Below are 22178 nucleotides of genomic sequence, written 5' to 3' on the forward strand. Positions count from 1 at the left end.
TGGGTGTTTGCGGATACCTGAGCATGCCCCGTGCCAAGTAAGAAAGCCCCGATTCGCAAGGTTTGATCCAACCTTGATACTTGCGATATCCGACATTGTCGGGCATCCGACAGAAAGCGCCTTTCGCCGGCGCGCCGGCTATGACGCTCGCCTCCTCCGGCGTGACGACGATCCTTTGGCGGGCGCCGCGCACACCGATCTGCCCGCCTATCAGCACCGCGACATCGAAGGACAGCGCGATCGTGACTGGATGGGTCTTACGCAAACATGCAGCAGTGCCACCGCGATCAGGACTTCATCCGCCCCACAAAGACCCGAGCGCGAGGGACGACGTGTAAGGCAACATGTCATCCTCGATAATGATGCCGCGCATAAAGAGGTAAGGTCCCTCGTCGTACCGGCGAGCCCCTTCGCTGGGTCTCGCGAGGGTCTGGTTTGCGAACGTCGACCGACAGCATCACGGCATGGGCGGCCCCATCGGTAGGCAAGCATTGACCGTGCCATCAGCGTTGAGGCAGCGCAGAGCCCAATTTCCCGGTGCCAGCCGGTACGTTGGAGCTTCAACTGTGGCCAGCCAAGCGGGCCGAGGCCGTGAAACTCCTGATACCCTGGACCGTCCGGATTGCAACGCACGACGCCTTGGTCTCGCGCCAACGTCCATTGACGCTCAGCGAAGCATCATGCGGACGAGCTGGGAAAGCTTGGCCGGGCCGGCGCCTTCCCAGGCGCATGGGACGCGCGACGACCCATGTGGACCTTGGATTTCACTACGCACTTACGCTGCTTTGGCCTTGTCAGCAGCCTGAGCATAAAGCGTGCTCAGCTTTCAGGGCGAGCCTCTTTCATGTTGATAGCATCTGTCGTCATTCAGGATCGCCCCATTTTCGCATGCCGCTTGCAGCTTTCAGACTGTTGTCAGCCAGGGCCGCCATAAAGGGTCTCGTTTAACGCATTCGGGAGGCTTCATCACTCGACCACATTAATTTCGGGCCGTTCGCCGGCGCTCCGAATGGCACTTAACACCAGATCCTCTCCAAACCCGTGATGATCCAAGAGGAAAACGAAAAATCCCTAAATCATAAAAAAGCACCGATACGGTCGGCTCCAGGCTGATGAAATTGCGGTCTCACTGGCCACGCACGATACTTGCGATGGCGATGGCCATTGCAAAGGCCGGTCAAGCACCCAAGACGCTGACAAGCACGCCTCCGACCAAAGCTCGATCGTTGGCAGCCTTTCTAGCCGTATACTTGGGGCATTTTGGGACGGCGATCCGGACGCCGATTAAAACCTGCCGGTCGTCTAAATGGAATGGTTGGTCCGGGTCCTTACTGGACCTGCGCCAACCCGATCGGGCCGGCGCACAGGGGCACCCAGACAATTGGACACGTCGCCTTTGCGCGGCGGCTTGCACTTTCTCGGATGGCCTTTTTTCTCCCCGGGCGAAATCGAGCGAGCGGTGAGGCGGAGCCTTCGATTTTGCCGATCATGTCGTGTCGCTTCGATCGAACTGCTCAGACGATGATAGCGGCATTGATTGCCGCGGCCGAAATGCGTTGTGTGAAGTACGATTTCTACGCCGTATACATACTGCCGTACAGTTCGCCCTGTCAGCAGCCTTGCCAGCAATCCGCCCTGTGTCCAACTGTCGTCGAATTCACCGGTGTCATTGAGGAATTCGTATGATCGCCTCGAAACCATCATTGCGACCGCGGGCGGGCGACGCAAGCTCTAGACTGCCACCGATCCGCTGGATAACCATGTTAGCGATATGTAGACCAAGGCCTGAGCCCGCAGCAGGAGTAGCACCACGACTAAATCGCTTTGTAAGCCCTTCGAGGTCGGGGAGGGGCACCACCGGTCCGGCGTTTGCAATAGCGATGGTTCCATCAGTTTGGACGGAAACTGTTGTCGGAACAGTGGGCAGTCCATGTATCAGCGCATTCTCGATCAGGTTACGAAGGAGGATCCCAAACGCATCGACATCCACTTTGCGCATCAAAGTGGGGCAGCCGTCGACGTTAAGATGCAGGCGTCCGGCATATTGCGGCTTTTTCCTCAGGTCATCGATTTCCAGCCGAACCGATCGGACAAGATCGATCGCGTGATCCGCCATGCCAACCCCCGATTCGGCTTGAGCGAGCTGAAGCACTTTTTCGACAAGGCGGCCAAGGCTCGACAGCGCTTGCTCGATGCCGCGCGCACGCATTTTGGCCGACCCATTGGGAAGCTCGGCCACTAATCTCTGCATCTGAGCGATTGAACCTGCGATCGGCGTGCGCAGTTCATGCGCACTGTTTGCGGCGAACTCGCGTTCGGCCTCGAGAGCCGCCCGCAGACGATCGAGAAGCCGATTGACGGATGCCGCGATTGGAGCCAACTCTGCCGGGAAATCGCCCAAGTCCATTGGTGACAGATTGCCGCCGTCGCGCGATCCGATCTGCTGTCGCAGTACCTCGATTGGCCGCAGCGAGCGCCGGATCACGATCCACCAAACAGCTAAGCTAAAGGGCAGGAGCACGAGTGTCGGAAGGAAGACAAAAAGTGCGCCCTTCGCGATTGTGGTACGGCGGCCATCAAGCGGTTCGGCCAACTGATGATACACGCCGTCTTGGATCTCCTCTGTGTAGACGCGGTAATCAGCGTTTCGCCAAAAGCCGTTACTCAGGGGAGCATCAGGGAAGGGCTGCTGACCCTCTTCCGGTTCAGAAATAAGCACTACCCCGTACTTATTAATAACCTGCTCACGATAGGTCCAGTACTTTTCATAAGTTGGCAAGTGGTTATTGTATTGATCAACGTGTTTTCCATTCAAGACCTTGATCAGCTCTGGTTCTCTGTACTCTGCGCTCCCCTGGAGCAAGTCATCCGAACTTTCGTTTACATTATTGCAAAAAATGAACGCAGCAATGGTTGGGGCGGCGATCCAAACCAGGAGCGTTGCCCCGCCTAACCACGATATCAGCTTTCTCGTCATGCTGTTCGAGTTCGTCATGTGACCACGAGCCTGTATCCGGAGCCACGCACGGTTGCTATTCTATCCCCGCCGATCTTCTTGCGGAGCCGGCTGACATAAACCTCCACTGTGTTGCTCTCGAACTCCGAATTGAATGAATAAAGCGCGTGCTCGATCCTCCCCTTTGAAACGACCGAACCGGGCCGGCGTAGAAGGCAGTCGAGCACCGCCCATTCGCGTCCAGACAGGTGGACCTCCTGCCCGTCGCGGAAGAGGCGTCGCTCGGCTGCCTGTATGGAAAGCGTCCCAACCGAAAATTGCGGCTCCGGAAAATGCCCTTGGCGACGTGCCACTGCACGGATGCGTGCCGAGAGTTCCCCCAGATCGAACGGCTTGACCAAATAGTCGTCGGCGCCAGCGTTGAGCCCCTCGATGCGATGCGAAATCCGATCGCGGGCTGTCAGAATGATGACCGGCGTTGTATCAAGCCCCTTGATCAGCTCCCGCAGATAGTCGATGCCATTGCCGTCCGGCAGGTGAACGTCGAGCAAAATAACGTCGTAGCCGGCCACAGCTGCATGACCGCGCGCTCCGGACAGGCCCTCGGCCCAGTCGACCGCGTGGCCACCAGCCACCAAATGATCGTGCACAGCACTTCTAAGGTCGTCGTCGTCTTCAATGAGCAGTATTCGCATCAGGCTGCCGAGCTCCGGTATGAGGGCAAGGCTCCTGCCTTATTGATCGAAGCTGACAGTAGGCTGAACCGGCGCCAGCGAATATCTGGGGGCTTTCAGGCTGCTGTCAGCTACAATTGCAAGAAAGGGGTCGTTAACAAAGCCAAACGAAGAGGCCTTATGAAACCCCTCCTGATCTCGGCACTTTTGCTCAATGTGACCACCGGCGGCTGTACACTGGTTGGCGGGCAATTCGACGTGGCGGTCAACGAATGGCAGCCGCGCCACGCGTCAATGTCCAGGCTTGAAACTGACAGGTGTCTTAAATACGAGGGCACCGTAGCGGGTGCCTCCAGTTATCGAACAGTGCCTAGCAGGTCAGAAGTGCACTTTGACCATAGGGGTCGTCCGTATTTTCGGCGCTCGCGAACAGAGTCGACGGTCAATCGATGCGCCACTGCCAGAGTCTGGAACGGTCAAGTGTTTGTTATCCCCCGTCCGGGCCATATTCTCTGCCGAGGACCAAGAAGGCCCTATTTTCGGTGCCCACGAACAGAGCCAACGGTCAATCGATGCGCCACTGCCAGGGTCTGGAACGGTCAAGTGTTTGTGATCCCCTGTCCCGGCCGTGTTCTCTGCCGAACTCGCCCTTGTAGTCGGCACACCAAAGATCGTTAGGGCGACAGCCGTTTGAAAGTGGTGTCCCCGTCGCCCTGTTGCGCCTGCGCTTGCGGCGCTCGACCATGCCGTGGCGGTCGAGCACGGCATGCACGGCCGAGATCGCGGGCCGGTGCACATCCGGATACAGCCGGGCCAGCCGCTCGCGTATCTTCGGCGCACCCCATGTCGGCTTGTCTTGCTTGAGGCGCACAATCAGCTTCTCGATTTGAAACGGAAGCTGATTGGCGTGGCGATAGGGCCGCCGCGATCGGTCCGTCAGCCCTCCAGGCCGCTGTCGTTGTAGCGCGTGAGGATCTTGTAGCCGGTCTTGCGCGAGATATCGAACTCCCGGCAAAGCACCGCCATCTTCTCGCGTCCAGCAGCCGGGCGACGAACTTCAGCCGCTCTTCCATGACGTTACACTCCTTCCAAGGCACCTTGCTCTCCTTGCAAAGGGCCGAAAGTGTAACCCATCTATCCGGAATGAACTGTCACCCATCTCTCGGGAAGGAAAGTCATGGCCAAGGCAACTGGAAGCCGAATTTTCTTTTAGAGTATGAATCAGCGCCGTCTGCCGAAAAGCGCGTCCACGATCTTCCCTTTTGAAACGACCGTGCAGGGCTGGGGCAGACGGTAGTCGAGCACCGCCCATCCGCGTCAAGTCAGGTAGACCTCCTGCCCGTCGCGGAAGAGGCGTCGCTCGGCTGCCTGTATGGAAAGCGTCCCAACCGAAAATTGCGGCTCCGGAAAATGCCCATGGCGACGTGCCACTGCATGGATACGCGCTGAGAGTTCCCCCAGATCGAACGGCTTGACCAAATAGTCGTCGGCTCCAGCGTTGAAGCCCTCGATGCGATGCGAAATCCGATCGCAGGCTGTCAGAATGATGACCGGTGCCGATTCAAGTTCCTTGATCAGCTCCCGCAGATAGTCGATCCCATTGCCGTCCGGCAGGTGAACGTCGAGCAAAATAAGGTCGTAGCCGACCACAGCTGCATAATCGCGCGCTTCGGACAGGTTCTTGGCCCAGTCGACCGCGTGGCCACCAGCCACCAAATGATCGTGCATAGCACTTCCAAGGTCCTTATCGTCTTCAGTGAGCAGTATTCGCATCATGCTGCCGAGCTCCGGTATGAGGGCAAGGCTCCCATCTTATTGGTCGAAGCTGACAATAGGCTGAACCGGCGGCAGCGAATTATTTGGGGAGCTTTCAGGCTGCTGTCAGCTACAACTTGCAAGAAAGGGGTCGTTAACAAAGCCAAACGAAGAGCCCCTATGAAACCCGTCCTGAACTCGGCACTTTTGCTCAATGTGACCCCCGGCGGCTGCATCAGCAAATTGATTTGGGAAACAGGCGCGCCGGTTCTAATGACCGACGCAGGCCGAGGTCTGGAGCTGGACCAGCGAACGGCGTCTTCGGTTTTTCAGGCAACAGCCACATGGAAGAATATGATTGGCTCGACCATGCGCCGAGCTTTGTCGAACGGATTGGTCGCGGGCGCACTACCACAGATTATGGCAGGTTTACGCCCTGGCCTTGACACCCGGGGTGATCGTCACCGGCGGAGCCGCGGCGTACTGATCGGATATCTAACGTCGCTGAGTCTCTCGTCGGTGCAGTGGATCTCTCGGCTTAGCCATCATGCAAAAAACGACGGTTCCGCGACACCACTTTTCAGGTCCGTGACACAGGCTTTGTGAGCCGATCTGTTGTTCTTACCCCAGGCTAATGGCTGAACAGCTCTGTCGCCGGCTCGATGCGCCAGATGGCGCGATGTTTTGAACCCTTTCACGAGGCGACGGCAGCAGCCGACCGGCTCTCCTATCGCGGCTCCCGCGATCCACACACCCAACAAGGGAATCTACCATGGTAATGAAGGCACCGGTTGCCGACGCTAGGAATGGGTCGGTAGTAGATCGGCTGGTCGGCATCGACCTCGCTCGGGGCCTGGCTGTCTTCGGGATGTATGCCGCCCATCTCGGTCCCGACCCCGGCGAAGGAGGACTAGTCGGGTTTCTGATGGAACTAACCCATGGGCGGCCGTCGGCCCTGTTTGCCGTATTGGCCGGTTTTTCAATCCTCCTGATTACAGGTCGCAAGGCGCCGAAGTCGGGGATAGCCGGTAGACAGGCCATCGCCAGAGTCGCAATTCGTGCCCTTGTTTTGCTCGCGCTTGGCTCAATCCTGGGCTGCCTCGGTACCCAGGTCGAAGTCATCCTAGAATACTACGGAATTTGCTTCTTGTTGGTATTGCCGCTCCATCGGCTCAGCGCATATCAGCTGGGCTTGATCGCTGCCGCTACGGCATTAGTTCTCCCGCAAGTCCGTTCCTCCCTTCTGTCGGTTGCCCCCAACCTCCTCGACCCGGTCTTCAACCTCATGGTCAACGGCTACTATCCCGCGGTGACCTGGGTTCCTTTCCTCATCGCTGGCATGGCCATCGCGCGCCTTAATCTTAATACGCTAGCAGCGCATTGGCGCCTTGGTCTGGCGGGGGTCGCGCTGGCCGTGTTGGGCCATGGGGGATCCTTGCTCGCGCTGAGTTCCCGCGCTTTGACTGAAACCTCCTTGTGGTGGTCTGACGTTGACGGCGCTTTTGAGCCTTCCAAGTCGTCATTTATAGTCAAGTCGTCATGGATAGCCGCACCTCATAGCGAAACGACGCTTTCGATCGTGGGCAGCACCGGTTGCGCAATGATCATCTTGGCGGCTTGCATGCTCGCTGTGGATGCGCTCCCGCGTCTGCGAAAGCTGGTCTGGCCAATAATCGCAGTCGGCTCGATGTCTTTGACGGCCTATGTGCTGCACATTGCGGGAATAGCCTATCTTATGAAGATAAACATTTTCAAAGACGAGAGCCTGTCCACGCTCTTTGGCTTCGTTGTGGTTATCAGCACTTTTGCGGTGCTTTGGCTGCGCATCTTCCAGCGAGGACCGATGGAAGTGCTGATGGGTAGGGTCGCAGATCTCGCGCGTCACATCCGCTGAGCACCGCCGCGCCCCGGCCTCCCGATCACATTACGGACAAGGTGGGGCTTTGTCCAAAGCTTGTTCGCGGCAGGGGAGGGTACTTCCTCCCAGCCTGCCGCCTTGTTGATGGAAGCTAAAACGGTCGCGCAGGCGCTAGAGTTGCATCGGCATAATCAGCTTAAACTCGCGAAGTTAAACCCGCGGTTGGTCTATCTCGGCCCGCCTCACCTGAAAGGCTAAGGTATCCGTTTCGGTCAAGGGTTTTAGGGGCCATTTTCGCTGCGCCTTGAGGAGAGCGTTTGCTAGGATGAGGAGCTTTCGCAACAAGATGATGACCTTTGCGGGTTTGCCTGCCGCCTTTAGCGCCTGGTATTTTGCCTTGAGGTCGGGGTTGAAGCGCAGGGCGAAGGGCCGGGCATGTAGAGGGCCTGGCGAACATTGGCCCGGCCGCCCCGGATGAAGGCGCGGCCGCTCCATTTTGCCGAGGCCGGCGAGGCTTGCGGCCTTTGGTTCCGAGTTCCGGCATGTCGATGGTGAGTGTGCAGGCGGTGGCATCCGATGCGCCATATGCTGGTCAGGATTTCGCGGCGCTGGACAGCGTCGGGATCGGCTTTCATGAGGGTAAGCATCGTCTGATCGATATCGCTGAGTTCACGTGGATCTGCTTCCAGCCACTCGTTGTTGTGGCGCCTGAGCAAGGCAAGCGGTCAAGGTCTGGCTCTGGTGCTGGCTGCGGTGCGATCCCCGCACGGGCCAGGTGCCGATCGTGTCGACGATCCACCTCGCCGCGACCAGAGAGCTGCTACTCTCTTCCGCTGTTCATTCTGGCCTCTTCGCAATGAATGTCATAAAATCACCTGTCGCAATTAATGGTTTTTGATTTGGCTCCTACAGCTGGCAGATATCGCCGAGAGTTCCGCAGAGAGCGTCGAAAGTTTTGGCCGCCTTCTTCCGCAGCCGCGCCTTGAGTTTTGAGCAGACCTGTCTTGATCGGGTTGAGATCGGGCGAGCATGGCGGCAGGATCAGGAGCCAGTGCCCCTTTGGCCAACCAGTGGGCGGCGCGTACCTTGCCGACAATCTGGGGTTCCGAACCCGACAGTTGGTTTTCAACCCGACAGTGGCCCGCCTCAGAGCAGGCTACCGCCCTTCGGAGCAGGCAGAAGCTAATCGAGGTTCGCGGGTTCCGGTTTGAATGTGCAGGTCGCTGCGCGCCTGATCTTTCGGTCTGGCGGCACATGACAAAAACTCTCATTTTGGCCGACGATACCCGGTCAGGAGCGGGTATCGCAGTCGAGAAGCGACCCGAGCACGTCCACAAGATGTGCCGAGTTTGCAAGGTGTGTCATTGTTTCTGTCAACGTTCGAGCGACAGCGCACGACGAAACGTCTGGCATACGCCTCGTCTGGCACGCGCCTCGCATATGTTGCAGTTGCTGCTGGAGATCAGGCGATCGAGTGGGCCTTGCAATTTTCCGATTTTGATGCGCCTAAAGTCTCGTGTACAAATCAGGCTGGCGTGAATGGCCTGCCTAAGTTGCGACTTATTACAAAGGAATGGATATGGCGACTGGAACGGTGAAGTGGTTCAACAGCACGAAGGGTTTTGGTTTTATTCAGCCTGACAACGGCGGTCAGGATGTCTTTGTCCACATTTCCGCTGTTGAACGAGCGGGCCTGTCGACCCTTAATGAGGGCCAGAAGATCAACTACGAGGTGGAACAGGATCGCCGCACGGGAAAGTCCTCTGCAGGCAGCCTCAGCAAGGCTGGCTAACGGTCCGGGAAAGCCTTGGCAAGGTTCGTCATCGCCGGAACGCATTGACGGCTCGAAACCCGGGCCGGAGCATGCAAGTTAATGCCGCGGCAGGGATTGCTGGAGCCATCATGAATTACTCTGGAAATGAGGCTCTTGGACGGGAAAGGCGGGGCTCATCCCCGCCCTTTGATTCCGCGCAGATTGGGCCAACGGCTGCTGCGCGTCCGAACGACTGTTGATACGGATTTAGGCTGCGACCTTCTTGCGGGTCCGTTTCGCCGGCGCCGTGGCTGGGGCTTCCGGCTCTTTCGGTTTGCGGCCGAGTCCCATGGTCTTGGCCAAGGCGGAGCGCGCAGCGGCGTAATTCGGCGCCACCATGGGATAATCCGACGGCAGACCCCATTTGGCGCGATATTCGTCTGGGGTCAGACCATAGTGCGTCGCCAGATGGCGCTTTAGCGATTTGAATTTCTTGCCGTCTTCAAGGCTAATGATGTAGTCCGGTTCGATCGACTTTTTGATCGGGACAGCAGGTTTTTTTACAGGCACAGGCTCTTCTGCCGGTATGAGTCCAGCCGTGCCGTTTAGAGCCCCGTGCACTTGGGCGATCAGGGCAGGAAGCTCCCCCGCCGGGACGGGGTTGTTGGAGACGTAGGCTGATACAACATCGGCAGTGAGCTCGATGAGGATGTCGGTCTTGTGGGGTTCTTCTGTCATAAACTTCTCCGGGCAGCTTGAAACACAGTTGGGCGAAGTGTCGCTTCATAGTGGCGGTTGCCGCTGAAAGCAAATGGATCGACGGGTGCGCTGCTCCTCCACCATTGAAGTCTCGGCGACGCATCCCGTCATCGTCCATCGCTAAAGGCAGCGTATTGAATTATGGGAGCGGTCGCGCCCGCCCCACCATAGCGATACAGCAAGACAATCAAAAAAGCCGGTCTTTGCTTGGCCCCAAATCTTTTCTCCTTTCGTGAACGCTGAGCTGCCAAGCTGCTACAGTTCACCTCGCGGGGCAACCGTGCACAACACAGGAGTTGCCCGAGCGATACATTCTTCACTTGCCGCTTATCAGCGCTGGTGATTGCACTTTGCAGCCTGCCTCCGGACCCGCAGCGCTCACGCTGTTGGTTTTGCGCCTGCAGGCGTCGGAAGTCGGATCGCCGCAGCTAATTTCCTCAGGCGGACGAATTCAACAAATCGATTGTTTGGATCGAAGGCATCCACACCATCGATGCCTCTAGAATATGATCCAGCTACAATCACCGTGCTGTAATGGCAGGGACGGCCAGCACAAGCGCGACACGATCCGGCGGGTCCATCGCTGCGTTACGTATTCATGGCTACTGCATCGGGCGCTCGGTCGACCGCCTTAAGCCAGGTCGCCGCATTGCGAGACGGTGACCGGCGAGGGAGAGGGCGCTCTGGCAACGAAGCGAGGCGGGTGGCCTTGCGGGTGGCCGCGTGATGTCATCCGGCTCTCCTGCCGATCTCTGCCGGCCAGATCTGGAGCAACTGTTTTGCATAGATATGGCTCTCTTCAGGGGGCCATCTATGATGGGAGCCGAGCGCGTGTTCGAGCCGGGGAACAGGCTGCGCATGCACTGTGCCCACCTATTGCGATCGTGCTAACCTTGGTTGTTCGGACTTGCCGTTAAAGGCAAGCGACAGATTGAAGTTATGCTGCACCATCTGATTGCCTGGCTCGTTTTCGAGAGCTCGCCGATACAGGGCCTGTGCCGCGTCATGCCGCCCCTCAATGTCCAAAATCACGCCCTTCGCATTCAATGCACGTACGTTTCCTGGGGCTGCAACCAAGACGCTGTCGAGCACCTCAACCGCTTCGTGCGGGCGCTTCTGGCCCACCAAGGCATTTGTAAGTCGTATCGCCGCATCAACATTGTCCGGGTGCTGCTTCACCTCATCCCGCAAAGCCCGCTCTTGAACATCCTGACCAACTTCGCGCAAAATGCGTTCGCGCATAGCCGGATCGATTTGATCGGCGCTGAGCAACTCGGGGGAAGATGTCTCCTGCACGGAAAGAGCCGGCTTTTGCCAGCTGGCGCAACCGCCCAAAGGCAGAATGGCGAGTACGGCAAAAAGAAGTGAGTTCCGGCGCAGAAACATAGGCGATGGAGAAACTGTATTACTATTCATGTTATCTCTCAGTTATCGGGGAGGCGCGTGGCGTTCAGTTAGGAAAGGTGGGACTACTCTAACAATCCGCTGTTCGATCCGTGCGGGAGTGTGACGGATCCTGCGGGGCGAATTGTAAAGTCGGAGGCGAGGTCTTGATAAGACAGCACGGCGAGATCAACCCCGTTTCGCGTCAGAAAGCCGCGGACGAAACGTCGGACATCCATCGACGTCAACAGAATAGGGCGGGTTTGACCCGGTTCTGCGTTCGAAAGGACCTGACGTATCTGTGATAGCATCGCTTCGCTTTGCCGATCCTCCAGTGCGAGATAGGGGCCTGCATCCGAATCTCGAACCGCGCCACGCATCACATCCTCGCTCTCGCGCTCGACGACCAGGGCGGACACGATGCCCTCCGTGTTGGCATGGCGGTGGCAGATCTGTCGCTTCAAACCAGAACGGACATATTCCGTCAGCAGGGCAACGTTCTGCTCACGCTCGCTCCATTCGGCCAATGCCTCCAACACGAGACGGGTGTGGCGGATTGGGATACCTTCCTCCAGGAGGCGGCGCAGAACATCGGCAATCCGAGGAATCGGCGTCGTGCGTAGCACCTCTTTCACAAGCTCAGAATATTCCTGCTCCATTCGGCCCAGGAAATGTCGGGTCTCTTGGATGCCCACCAATCGCGGTGCGTAGCGGGTCAACGCTGCATGGACGCGCAAGGCGAGGAGTTCGCCGGGAGCCCTATGCTCCGTGCCGGCGCCCGTAAGGGCCTTTGCAGGGGTATGTTCAACCGGGAGTCTGTCCGTTTTCGGCTCACGTCTAAGGGGGACACCGCTCGAGTCGACGTGCGCTACATCGGCTCGGAGCGCCATCTGGTTTGGATCTAAGGCGTCCTGTTCGACTGGCACGCCCTCGACATCAATTCGGAATTGCGATTCAGGCAGCTGCTCGTCAACCAAGACAGGGATGCGAGGAACGATAATGCCCAGATCGGCTGTGACCAGGAGCGAAACGCGCCCAATATGTTTTTGCAATTCGGCTTGATCGACCGCCTGCATAAGATCTGGCGCTAGAAAAAATGCGATCGGGAATTCCTTCGCAGGCGCGGCTTGCTTAGGCTCCGCTGCAGTTCCACCTTTCGCATCGGCAGTGCCGGCGCCCAGCACATCAGCCTTGACAATGCTTACCGCAGCGAACACTGCGGCCAGCATCAGAAAGACGGGGAGGGGAAACCCAGGAACGAACCCCATTACAACCAGGACGCCGGCCGCCAGTCGCAAGGCTCGAGTGCTGGCCGTGAGCTGACTGACCATTTCTGTACCGAGGTTGATCCTCGCCGTCCCAGTCACACGGGTGACGATGGTCGCCGCAGTAATGGAGAGCAGAAGGGCCGGAATCTGCGATATCAATGCATCGCCTATCGTCAGCAGAGTGTAGTGATGCAGTACCTCGCCGAAGGACATGCCCTTGGAGAGCAGGCCGATCGAAATTCCACCCAGCATGTTGATGCAGATAACCACCAGCCCGGCGATGGAATCGCCCTTCACAAATTTCATCGCGCCGTCCATCGCGCCATAGAGTTGGCTTTCCTTCTCCAATTCGGCGCGCCGCCGGCGGGATTCGTTGGCATCGATGTGGCCGTTGCGTAGCTCTGCGTCGACCGCCATTTGCTTGCCCGGCAGAGCATCCAGCGTGAAACGCGCCGCCACTTCTGCCACCCGTTCGGCACCCTTCGCGAGGACCATGAATTGCACCATGGTGACGACCAGAAATATGACGAAACCCACCACGATATTGCCTGAAATGACGAAATCGCCAAAAGTATGAATAATGCTGCCGGCCTCCCCCTCGGCCAGGATCAGTCGCGTCGTTGCGACCGTGAGCGCGAGACGGAATACAGTGGAAATCAAAATAACGCCGGGCAAAGAGGAAAAATCAAGTGGAGTACTGACATACAGGGCAACCATCATCAGCAGTATGGCCAACCCCATATTGAATCCTATCAGGGCGTCGACCACCACGACCGGGATAGGCATGACCATCATCGCGACAGCCAGAAGCAGCATCAACGCAACCATTAAATCCGGGCTGGCCGGCGCACGCTTGATGAAGTCACGCAGGACGTTGGCCATCGAGACACCTTTGCAATCGGTTGAGACTTACTCTGCTGTTACGCCATGAAACGTGGCTTTCGAACTCCGAAGGCGCCTCAGCCTTGGCCAGCGCGTGACCCTGCATGAGAGCCACAAGCAGGCGCGAAATGGCTGGGCAGCAAATGTTTCCAACGCAGCCAGCTTGTCAGCACCGAGCGCGACAGGATGTTTGGCTGGCCATAGAGTGCTGCTTGATGGGGCCTGCGAGCTTTCAATATTGGAGAGCAGCAATGCGGCCATTCCTGCTCAGCAGCACACGGCTGTCCTCAATACGTTCGACCACCCATCCATCAGCCAAAATGGCGCCGACAAAATACTTCTCGCTGTCGATGACAATATATGGTTGGACCCCATGCCACACAGCTTCGACCGCGATTGCGGATGGCGCCTTCTCCTCTTTGATGAGCACTCCGTTCACCAGTGTTAGAGTACCCTTGGTGCGACGATCGAACGATTGCTGAAGCTTCTGCCAACTGATGACCGATTCAGACGTGACGGTGCCTTCGGCGGTCACAACACCCTTTGCCGACCCAATCTTGACGTCGAGAAGACCCGCTCGATCGACTTCCTCCTGCAGCTCTTGGGCCGCTGCCTCCGTAAGTTCATTGTCAGCGCGGTGACTGATCGTTCTGGACGCGACTTCAGCCCGAAGTGAATTGGGGCTCGATCCACTTGCATTGCCAAGATAGGAGATCGTGCCTGAAAGCGCGCCGATCCCGAGTGAGCTGATTATGACCATGGCGAGCACACCGATCGGTAGGCGCGGTATGCCGGTCGAACCAGGCGGCTCTGCATCCTGCACGGACAAAGCAATGGACATCTCGCCTACGAGCAGGACGACAGGAAGGGGCACAACAACGGACTGGCCTGCGGCGATATTCCGGTTGCCCTCGATACTGAGTCCGGGTGCAAGCGCCTCCAGTTCGATCGACTTGCCAAGAAGAGTTACACGAAGGTGATGCGGTGCCAGTCCCTGCTCGACAAAGACCAAATCGGCATCGAAGCCGCTGCCGATTAAACACTTTTGAAGATCCGTCTTGCCGGTCAGACCGCAATAGTGCCCCGAACGCACTTCGAAACGGAGGGAAACGGCGTCATCCACAGAGCATCTCTCAAACAGGATAGAAGCCGCATGGCAATTGCCATGCGGCTCATTTCGGGACTACGTCGCGTCAATAAGGAGACGCGCTAGGGGGCAGTCTAAAACCCGCTTCCGACATTACGAAACGCGTTCGTCGGCGGCCTTCTTGATGGTCTGGAGATTGGTCGTTAGAGTGCGCAACTGGACACTCCTTTTCGTCGCCTCCAAGCTAACATTGGTTAGTTCCTGCACTTGCGCCTGAAAAGCAGTAGCATCAGCTCCGCTTGTATTGCCGGGAGTGCCACTGTTAGTTTTATCGGTATTGCCGGCGCTACTGGTATTGGTATTGCCTGATTTTTTATTATTATCAACTGCAGCCATGATCATTCCTTTTTCTGTTGGAGTTGTGCCGTCAATAACGGCCTGTATGACCTCACGCCGGATTTCCCGCGTCAGGCATCTTCTGTGTCATCCAAAGCTTCATCGGCCTCAGCCATCGCATCGTTCGCGAATTGGAACGCGAACGATCGCAGGATACTTTGGAAGGCTTCACTTTGTGCTGCAGACTGTGAGTTGTCTTGAAGTTGATCATTTGAAACGGTCCGGTTATCCGCCCGATCGTTCCCGCCAGCTGCCTTGCCATCATTCCCACCAGCTGGCTTGCCATCATTGCCATCAGCCGGCTTGCCATCACCAGAATGCTCGGATTTCGAATCCCCATGGCCCTTTCGGATCAAGGAAGTCCCGAGGTTGCCAACTCCACTCCCAATTGCTGCTATCATCAGGTACTCCGGCATTTGCCATTGGCGGCGACGTGTTAAAGGTTAGCCTCGATCAAGCTAAGGGCGGGAGCTTTCGAGAACCTGACGGCTTTTGACAAAAACCGGCCAGCGCAAAAACGTATGCTCTGCAGGATGTTGCTCTCGCATCGAACAGTCGACCACGATCTCGGCTGTTCGGCCAATCCCGCCGTCCACGCATGCCGCGACCGAATGGCAGCCGCAGCAGCTCGTTTGCATCCTCGATGCTGTGGTGTCGAACAGGAGACACGGTCCACGTGCTGCATGACCGCAATGACCGTATTCTTGCTGGCTCCACGGGCGCACGCAACGAGCAGGAACTCGGTCTTTGCATCACCATTCTCTCGCCTGCACATCACGGCCCGGCGCGGTGAGCTCATTGGCTTCGAGAAGGTCGGCGACCGTACGAACATGGGATGGTCTGCCGGCTTTGGGAGGCCGGTGCGGATCCTCTTCTCACCATATCGAAAGCTTGAAGCGGTCGGATTTTCTTGCCCTGTTCGTGAGAACTCCCATCGTCAGCTAATCGTCAGCCAAGCGGTCTATCTAGGCCGGCCGTGCCTGACCTTCGGATCCAAAGGTCCCGTCTCGACACTTTTTGTAACTATAGATCGAAATGGTCCGCGTGATACGCAACGCACACGCTTCTCTGAAGCAAATGTGTGACTTTGTCGGTGGCGAACGAGAGGAGTGACGCATCAATAAAATCGTCAGGCACGTGTCTAGGAAGGGGAGCTAGCCGAGTTGGTCTGATTTCATTCGCTGTTCCTGGAAATCGGCGGACTGAAGCGCTGATAATCTCAGGACATCGATGGCAACGTTGCGAAAGTCCTGTGAGCTCGGGCCAATCTTGGCCTGCTACTGAGAAGCACTTTGGCGGGAACATTACGCCGTCGCGGGTCTGGCTGACCGTGACGTTAACCGAAAGATGCCGCTGGTCTCGTCAGCCGCCAGCACAATAGCAGCACATTCTCGCCTACTACGGAGACGCAATATGAAGGGCATTGGCCGACCACGGAAATCGCAGGCTGAAACTGGAGCCAGCCGCGCGGGGCGGGCGAGCAGTTCCCTTTCGCAATCAAGTCTTGCTGCGGGAGAAGGTGGACAGTCATTCGATTCCGTTGTGGAGCAGATGCGCTCTGGGGACGCCGATAGGAGGCCCTCCTCCCTTCCAGTTGCGCGCGGTCCAGGCGATGCCCGCGAAAGTCTGCCAGGCGCCTCGATTGGCGAAGATCAAATCCTGAACACACCGCCACGTGGAGCCGCTGCGCCACCACGCGGAACCGTAGCGCCACGTGGCGCAGCCGCAAGGCGGCGCGGTTCTCCCTCCATGTCTGAGGGCGAAGCCATGGCGCCGGTCGGTAGCCAACTATCAACCGCGCAGGTGGAAGGCACCAGCTCATCGTCAAATAAAGATATCAGTCCGACACAGCTCAGAATGAACAGTCTTGTTCAACAACTGACTGATTGCGAGGCTGCGGCCAGGAAAACCGACGTCCCCGAGGAGGCGGTGGAGCTGATCAGTGGGGTCGTCGATGCAGCCTCAGCAATTCTGGAGTACCGCGCTAGCCTGCCTGCGGCTGAGGCGCAGACAATTATGCCAGACGACAAGGTGCGTAGATGTTGCCAGATCGTGTGCGACGCCGCGAATGAAGTAGACAAACTTGGCCTGTCGACGATCACGAAATTGGACAAAAAGACCAAGAAAGCGGCAGGTATGGTCGATAAACTCTACTCCTACTCCCAGGCGGACCGGCAGGAGCTGTTGATTTTAAATGTGGAGAACCACCATACGGCGGCAATTAAGTGGTGGGAAAAAAAGGCATGGCGCTCCGAACGGCAGCGATCCGCCTGCGCTGCCACCGCTAGCCTATCCAGTGGAACGCCCGTGATGCGGGAAGCCGAGCGGTGCGCACTGCGGCTGCGTGCCGGCTCGGTACTGAGTGTCAGGATCTGGCTGGTCCGTGAGCGGATCGGTCTTGCGCGGGCCAAGATTGAACTGCGGGCGAGCAGGTTCGAGCCAGATTTGAAGGAACTCCTCGTCGGTCGAAATGGAGTGGTGCAGCTGATGGCAAGCGCCGCTCAAGAAGCTCTTCGCGCCCTCTCTTTGGCGAAGGGCATAATGGATGATGGCAAAACACTCAACGCTCATGATTGCGCGGTTGTAGAAAAAATCATGGAGCGGCTTTCGGATTTTGGATTGGCGTTGCACGAGGTGCATACCAAGCTAAGCCATACCTACCCAGATGCCGGCCTCCCATTGAAACTGTTCGAACGGATCGTGGACGATGCATGGATCACTGCGCACGATGCCATGCACTTGTTGAACCTGCAGTCTCCGCCGTCAGCCATCATGGCGCCACAGGCCCAGGCGGGCGCTGCGATGCCGGCCAGGGCAGGCGCTGCGATACCGGCTGACACTGCTGGTACGGCTGCAGTGTCAGAAGGCACTACAGCGCGAAGGAAAGGGAAGTCAAAGCATAAGTCGGCAGCTCGCGCCGGGACTTCTGCCGCCGGGCAGCCATCAACACCAGTCGCTGCGAACGCCGGCACAGTGCCAGCAGCCAAGGTTCTCGCGCGCTCGGATCAAGTTGCGAGTACACAGGTGAGAGCGCAAGAGGTGGCTGCGAGTTCGTCGGGGGCAGGCTCGACAATCGGGGGCGCCGCGTTGTCAATGGAGGTATTGACGGAGCGGCTCAAACGATTGGACGAACTTTTGCAGTTCGATCTGGCCGGTCAGCAAAGCGTCGTCTCCCAAGTGCGCCAGATGAAGCCTGAGGAGGCCGGTAAGGTCGTGGACGATGTGGCCCAGTACCTGCGAGCCCAGGCCATTGAGATGCAAACCTGTCTCGCCGGGTTGCAGGGGCGTAATGTACGCCTGCTACTCACCTCCACCCAGCTACCCAAAGTGCACGAACGCACAGACCAGCTCAAAGGGTTGCTGAACATGGTGCTGGGACAGGCCAACGCATTGAATGAAGGAAAAGCCGGCATTACGACTGATTGCATGAAGACCTACGCATTTCCGGCGCAAAAATACCTGGAACATTTGTGCAATGCCGACGAATTGATGCCGCCGGAGGCACCGGTCGCGCTGCGTGGCGAGCCAGGAAAGCTGTTTGAGATGAAGCTGCAGCCCAAGATGCTGGTCAATGGTGCGATGCCGAGCCCGATGTGGGTGCACATCCACACGAGTCGCCCCGTCATGGCCAGAAACTTGGAAGGGCTGGCTGATTCCGAATTCACCGCTTGCCACGTTAAATCCAACGAACAGCGCGGCTACAATCGAGAGCGAGAGGAAGCCGATGCTAGGTCCGGTCGCGAGAAGGTCATAATTCATCGCGGCAAACTCACCCCCGCTTTCTGTAAGTCCTTGTTGACCTCAGGGCTTGGCCGCCAACCACGCCATTCGCGTGCCGAGCTCCCGTCGGCGCAGGCTGCATGACAGGGCACTCAGAATGCGGCCGGCCACGCTGTGAGTCAGCGAGCATTTCTCCTGGCCAAACCGCGAATGCCGCTGCGCGAGTTGCGGTCCGGCGATTGGAGTCGATCGGCTACCGTCAGGGCCGATTTGCGATGTCGCGTTACCGGCTGTTGACGTGGCGGCGTATCTTGCCTCCCATCCAACTTATCGCCGAGATCGCGCCGCCAAGATCGAGGCGGAAGGTCTTCCTGCGAGCGCGGAGCAGGCATAGCCGATCCGATCGGGATCGGCGCATCGCAACGACCCAACGGTGTGGTGGAGAAAATTGGATTCGGGAGAGCTCGGTTCCAAGAGGCGGAGTTCCGGCCCGAATACAATCCGCTCGCAAGCACCCACGATGCGCATCCGCAGTTTATTGTCTGGGAGATGGGCTGGATTGCTCGGCGGCGCTGGCGCTAAGGCGGGGCTGTCGCCGGACAATTAGCATTCACTGCCAACAGCCTTGCAACCGTCACCAGTTGCAAGGCTCGGCGGCGGGTCGACAAATCACATGAAATCGTCGTCGGACCCGCTATCGCTGCTGTCGCTATCCTCGGTTTTGTGGAGATAGAGTGGAGGTTTGCCTGCACGCTGCCACTCACCGGCACTGTTCTTCGTCCATTTGTCGGGATGCTGCGTAGGGTCAAGCACCAGGTCGCCATGATCCACTTCAACAAACCCCATCGTCTGCGCGCGCGCTTGTGCTTCCGGATTAGCCGCACGCCAATTCAGCAACGGTCGGTCGCCGTCTATCCGAAGTTGATGCTCCAGCAGAATATCGCCCGCATTTTCGACGAGCGGATGGGCGACTTGAAGATCCACTATGGAAGTGACCTCAGTTCGACCAGGAAATTGTTCCCGCCAACTTTCCGATTCGAACTCGTTCATGCTGAATCCGCCTTCCATTCTCAGCAGTCCGGCACTCCGGTCTCCCAATTGGTAACTGAAATATCGCGCGTGCTCCGTATCTCGACGGATGCCATATTGCTGAGCAACGTCCGCGGTGCGCCTGGCTCGTGACGATACGAACTCCGAATACTCTTGAGGATTGTCGGCGATGTGCGTGATTTCATCACCATGAAATTGCCTCACCTGTCTCCTGAAGGAAGTCCTGTTGATCTCCACCACAGGAGGTCGGGAATTGAGGGAGTATGCTTGGGGAGCCGCCGATGATGAGGCGCCGCTACCTTCCGATCCGGATAAGTGCATTCGGGCAAATGTGTCCGCGAACCCTTCGCTTCCTGCATCCGATTGCTCGCCGGCATTATGCGCGCGGTAACTATCGGATGAGCCACCAATTCGACCATACATGACGATTCGTACTCCTATGTTTCGCAACCGAGCTCAAGTTAGCACGGCTGTTCAACATAGGGCGCTTAGTTGACGACTAGCTGACGAGGGCATTCCAACGGCTGCACCAATCAAATCCGCACTGCCGGCCTCAAAACCTCGGACTGCGCCACGCACCGGCCAGCAGAGGCTGCAAGGTCATGCCCGGAGGACTTGCCGTAGTTGCTGGGTGGCAGATCCGAGGGGAGTGATTGCCCCAGGCCCGCGGTTGCGCGGTTGGCCTGACAGAGACACTGGGGCACGGATGGCCAGCCGACATTTGCCACTAGCATGGAGCCAGGTCAGTTTTGAACTGGGCAGTCGTGGACTTCCATGACTAGGCCAAGCCTGCGGCAAAGAATGCTTTCGCGACAGGCTGGAAATATTGCATAGGAACCGCGTGGCCGAGTTTTGTAGTGCCTATCAGCTGACGCGCTAAGACATGGTCATGGACGATCGTCAGGCGTAGTGCCCGCGCCTCGCTCAACACATGTGAAACGCGCTCACCTTCGGCACGGCAAACTAAGAACGGCACCCCGGTTTCACCGCGAACGTAACGCAGACCGATCAGGACCGCCCTTCCTGTTAAGACCAGCGTGGCGCGATGCACGCCAAGCGCAGGCTCGTCGGCCGCCTCCTCGCGGATGCGACGCTGTTCACCTTTCAACTCTGGCGCTCCTTGCTGATCCTTCGACTCGCGCGTCACTTCGGTATTGGTCATGCGCATTTCGCGCAGATACAACGCGCGCTGGAGCAGAAGATCGATCAGTCCGCCGACCAGCAGTGCGCCGGCGCCAATTCCCATCAGCAATTTTGTCTCCATAAAGATGAGGCCAACACAGCCCATGCCGCAGATCGGCAGAGGGACCATTGTCTTCCACATCCCGAGAAGGACAATGGAAAAGGTTGCGCTGAGAACCAATACCTTGAACATGGTCTTGCAGACTTCGACCATGGAACGAGCAGACCCCAAGCGCTTCAGCCCTTCAAAGGGGTCAATTTTCTTAAAGCTGAGCTTCATCGGCTCCAGAGAGAAGACAAATCCACCATTGGCTAGCAGGCTGGCCAAAATCACCGCGGCGACAAGGGTTCCAAGCAGCGGGCCAACAGCCGCGACTGTGAGTTGGACGAGCACAACCAATGCCTGCGGCACCGCGGTATCGAAAGGTAGGCTCTGCAACTTGGTGGCTAATAGGAGCGCTTCCCGGCATTTGTCCTCGATCACGCTGCCTCTTAGCCAAAGGTAGCCGAGCCCAGCGCAAGTCCCGACCGCGCGGACGAAATCGGAGCTACGTGGCAGCTGTCCTTTTTTGCGCGCTTCACTTAACTTCTTCGGGCTGGCGGCGTGTGTCTTCTCTTCACTTGTGTCGCTCATGGCAGCAATTTGTCGAACCACTCCAGCACGCCGTTGGCACGTGTGACCTCCAGTTTCATGCTCTCCACCAGATAGGCAGCGTAGGTGACCATGAGAACTGGAAAGACAATGTTCTTGATTGCCGGAGACAGTTGGCTCGCCTTAAATTGCGGGGCAAAGCGACGCAGCAGCATCATCGATATATCAATCAGTATCAGGAAGAACACGACAGGCCCCGAAACCAATAATGCCGTGCGCATTATGCTGTCGAGAAGCCCCAACAACTCCATTGCTCCTGGCCCGCTCAGTGTCGGGTGAAACTGATACACCGGCCAGATCAAGTAGCTGCGGTACAGGACACTGATCAAAGTTTCCAGGCCTCCTGATCCGACGAATATGGCAATCGCAGTGATCCCCAGAAAAACGCCCATCGCGGAAGCCTGACTGTTCGTCGCGGGATCGGCCGAAGCGGTCGGGCTGCTGATGCCGCGTTGGTTGTCGATAAGCTCCCCGGCAGCCTGAAGGCCCCAAAGCGGAATGCCAAGAAAAGTGCCAAGGAGTACACCGACAAAAACTTCCTTGAATCCGAGCAGGGTTAGCTGGATCAGGCGCGTATCAGGATCCAGCGCCGGCAATCCGCCGCTGACGTGTGCCAGGCATGGTAGTGCGAAGCCAACAGCCAAACAGCCCCGGATCAGCCCACTGATCTGCGAGCGTGTGAATACGGGAAAGATCAGCATGATGCCCATCGCGCGGGCTGCCCCAAGACCTGCCGCAACGACGAGTTCGAAAGCCGTCTGGATCAGAATTTGAATATCGGCCGATGGCGCGTCCATGGGGCG

15 protein-coding genes and 1 pseudogene are annotated in these 22178 nt (G+C 57.8%); 3 read left to right on the forward strand and 13 right to left on the reverse strand.

Annotated elements, in window-relative coordinates:
• Positions 1-1666 precede the first annotated feature (1666 nt).
• The 4 genes and pseudogenes from P9228_RS24630 to P9228_RS24645 all read right to left on the reverse strand — a co-directional run bounded on the left by P9228_RS24630 (position 1667) and on the right by P9228_RS24645 (position 5406).
• A complete protein-coding gene (locus P9228_RS24630) occupies positions 1667-2995 on the reverse strand; it encodes a HAMP domain-containing sensor histidine kinase (protein ID WP_063169275.1) in 1329 nt (442 codons plus the stop codon).
• Entirely contained in the window at positions 2992-3651 is a 660-nt protein-coding gene (locus P9228_RS24635; protein WP_024505389.1) for a response regulator transcription factor, read from the reverse strand. The genes P9228_RS24630 and P9228_RS24635 overlap by 4 nt, the downstream gene beginning before the upstream one ends.
• A gap of 619 nt (positions 3652-4270) precedes the next feature.
• Positions 4271-4703, reverse strand: a pseudogene (locus P9228_RS24640) (helix-turn-helix domain-containing protein); the annotation flags it as partial.
• A gap of 244 nt (positions 4704-4947) precedes the next feature.
• Positions 4948-5406 carry a response regulator transcription factor gene (locus P9228_RS24645; RefSeq protein ID WP_224570033.1) on the reverse strand — a complete coding sequence of 153 codons (459 nt, stop codon included), beginning with the start codon at positions 5404-5406 and terminating at the stop codon, positions 4948-4950.
• 751 nt (positions 5407-6157) lie between these two features.
• Between P9228_RS24645 and P9228_RS24650 the strand changes: the two genes are divergently transcribed.
• Both P9228_RS24650 and P9228_RS24655 read left to right on the forward strand, forming a co-directional pair.
• Entirely contained in the window at positions 6158-7279 is a 1122-nt protein-coding gene (locus P9228_RS24650; RefSeq protein ID WP_063169274.1) for a DUF418 domain-containing protein, read from the forward strand.
• A gap of 1543 nt (positions 7280-8822) precedes the next feature.
• A complete protein-coding gene (locus tag P9228_RS24655; RefSeq protein ID WP_008874821.1) occupies positions 8823-9035 on the forward strand; it encodes a cold-shock protein in 213 nt (70 codons plus the stop codon).
• A gap of 228 nt (positions 9036-9263) precedes the next feature.
• Here the strand turns inward: P9228_RS24655 and P9228_RS24660 are convergent, their stop codons facing one another.
• From P9228_RS24660 to P9228_RS24685, 6 genes are all read right to left on the reverse strand, one after another.
• Complete coding sequence (locus P9228_RS24660) at positions 9264-9734, reverse strand: MucR family transcriptional regulator (protein WP_024505385.1); 471 nt, start codon at positions 9732-9734, stop codon at positions 9264-9266.
• Between the two features lie 894 nt (positions 9735-10628).
• Complete coding sequence (locus P9228_RS24665) at positions 10629-11171, reverse strand: tetratricopeptide repeat protein (protein ID WP_082826568.1); 543 nt, start codon at positions 11169-11171, stop codon at positions 10629-10631.
• 53 nt (positions 11172-11224) lie between these two features.
• Positions 11225-13288, reverse strand: coding sequence for a type III secretion system export apparatus subunit SctV (gene sctV / locus P9228_RS24670; RefSeq protein WP_063169272.1), 2064 nt, complete (start codon positions 13286-13288; stop codon positions 11225-11227).
• Positions 13289-13520: 232 nt separating this feature from the next.
• Positions 13521-14411 carry a hypothetical protein gene (locus P9228_RS24675; RefSeq protein ID WP_024505382.1) on the reverse strand — a complete coding sequence of 297 codons (891 nt, stop codon included), beginning with the start codon at positions 14409-14411 and terminating at the stop codon, positions 13521-13523.
• A gap of 117 nt (positions 14412-14528) precedes the next feature.
• Positions 14529-14771 carry a nodulation protein NopA gene (locus P9228_RS24680; RefSeq protein ID WP_224570034.1) on the reverse strand — a complete coding sequence of 81 codons (243 nt, stop codon included), beginning with the start codon at positions 14769-14771 and terminating at the stop codon, positions 14529-14531.
• A gap of 71 nt (positions 14772-14842) precedes the next feature.
• Complete coding sequence (locus tag P9228_RS24685; protein WP_081714433.1) at positions 14843-15172, reverse strand: hypothetical protein; 330 nt, start codon at positions 15170-15172, stop codon at positions 14843-14845.
• Between the two features lie 1348 nt (positions 15173-16520).
• On the opposite strand from P9228_RS24685, the gene P9228_RS24690 reads away from it, so the two are divergent.
• On the forward strand, positions 16521-18635 hold the full coding sequence (locus P9228_RS24690) for a hypothetical protein (RefSeq protein WP_224570035.1): 2115 nt from the start codon (positions 16521-16523) through the stop codon (positions 18633-18635).
• 525 nt (positions 18636-19160) lie between these two features.
• Here the strand turns inward: P9228_RS24690 and P9228_RS24695 are convergent.
• The 3 genes from P9228_RS24695 to sctT all read right to left on the reverse strand — a co-directional run bounded on the left by P9228_RS24695 (position 19161) and on the right by sctT (position 22172).
• A complete protein-coding gene (locus P9228_RS24695) occupies positions 19161-19964 on the reverse strand; it encodes a hypothetical protein (protein WP_024505378.1) in 804 nt (267 codons plus the stop codon).
• Between the two features lie 355 nt (positions 19965-20319).
• Positions 20320-21357 carry an EscU/YscU/HrcU family type III secretion system export apparatus switch protein gene (locus tag P9228_RS24700; RefSeq protein WP_024505377.1) on the reverse strand — a complete coding sequence of 346 codons (1038 nt, stop codon included), beginning with the start codon at positions 21355-21357 and terminating at the stop codon, positions 20320-20322.
• Positions 21354-22172 (reverse strand): type III secretion system export apparatus subunit SctT, encoded by an 819-nt coding sequence (gene sctT, locus P9228_RS24705; protein ID WP_063169270.1) that lies wholly within the window; start codon positions 22170-22172, stop codon positions 21354-21356. The genes P9228_RS24700 and sctT overlap by 4 nt, the downstream gene beginning before the upstream one ends.
• Positions 22173-22178 lie beyond the last annotated feature (6 nt).

This window comes from Mesorhizobium sp. WSM4898, assembly GCF_029625845.1.
Classification (GTDB): Bacteria; Pseudomonadota; Alphaproteobacteria; order Rhizobiales; family Rhizobiaceae; genus Mesorhizobium.